Origin of the sequence: Microcoleus sp. PH2017_12_PCY_D_A, assembly GCF_020738565.1 — a bacterium.
Taxonomy (GTDB): Bacteria; Cyanobacteriota; Cyanobacteriia; order Cyanobacteriales; family Microcoleaceae; genus Microcoleus.
This window is the reverse complement of sequence record NZ_JAEQCI010000005.1, coordinates 1-1032: the sequence shown is the minus strand read 5'-3', so window position 1 is coordinate 1032 and position 1032 is coordinate 1. Positions and strand designations below refer to the sequence as shown.

Annotated in this window: 1 protein-coding gene; it reads left to right on the top strand. The window is 41.2% G+C overall.

Going from position 1 to position 1032, the window contains the following annotated elements; genetic code table 11:
* Positions 1–138: 138 nt before the first annotated feature.
* Positions 139–1032 (top strand): hypothetical protein (locus JGK39_RS00060; protein WP_293299165.1); only part of this gene is annotated, 894 nt, incomplete at its 3' end.

The following is a 1032-nucleotide window of genomic DNA, read 5'->3' as shown; positions in this document are numbered from 1 at the left end:
GGTTTGTAAAATGGTTGAACCAAAATTGGGACGTATTCTCCGCTTATAAAGCGAGTTTAGGCTTGGTTTGGGCTTAAAATTTGTTTAAGTCCCGCTAATGATAAAGATGGTAAAACTTCTGTTCGATTGGGGCTATCATTGCCTGGTATTAGTACAGGGATTACTCTTGCACCTGATGGACAGAAGGAAATAAGTGCTACTCCTAGTCCTACTCCTACTCCTACTCCCCAAGGGCAGGCATCACCGAGTCGAGATTGCGGTACTTTCTCGTTTGTTTATGTAAGAGCGGTAGCATGGCGAGATTGGTTCGGCGGGCCATATCAAATACTTCCCGCTGATGTGGCAACTACCAAAGAAAACTCATGGGAGAAATATGTCGGTTACGATGGCGACAACGGAAACGGAAGGCTCGCTGAAGCGAGACGGTATGTCGAAAGATTTTTCAGTCATCCCCAAGACTTTGCCAAAGAATATACTTGGACAAAAGAAAGTATCTTTATACCGAGCAATTTATTATATTTAGTAAAAATCCCTCGTTCCGGCGCGCCTCCATTTCCTTGGACACAGTATCATTACTCTGTTTTTAATGGGCGCACATATGAAGCAAAATGCCTCATCAAAAAAGTCGTAACGTACACGCTTGTATATCCCAGTTCTCTTGAAAGGTTTTTTATATTTGACGAAACTGGATTTAAACCTACTCCAGGGGCTCCATCTAATTTGGGAACGGTTATGTCAACAGTATATTACAAAGAAGAATTTCTTGAGTATTTAGATTTTCCAGACTGTCCAACACCAACACCAACACCAACGCCAACACCTACTCCTAAGTTTCCAGCTAACCTGCCCAATTACCCCCAAAAATACAAACCTATGAACTGCTGCGATCAAGTCGAAGAAATTTATAAATATCTTGGTATTGCCAAGATGAATAAAAAATTTAAGGTTGCTAAACAGTTTTTGGTTCCCGGCGGTAAAGGTAACGAAGAATGTGAAGATTACTATGCACTTTGTGAAGCTTTATTTAGGATG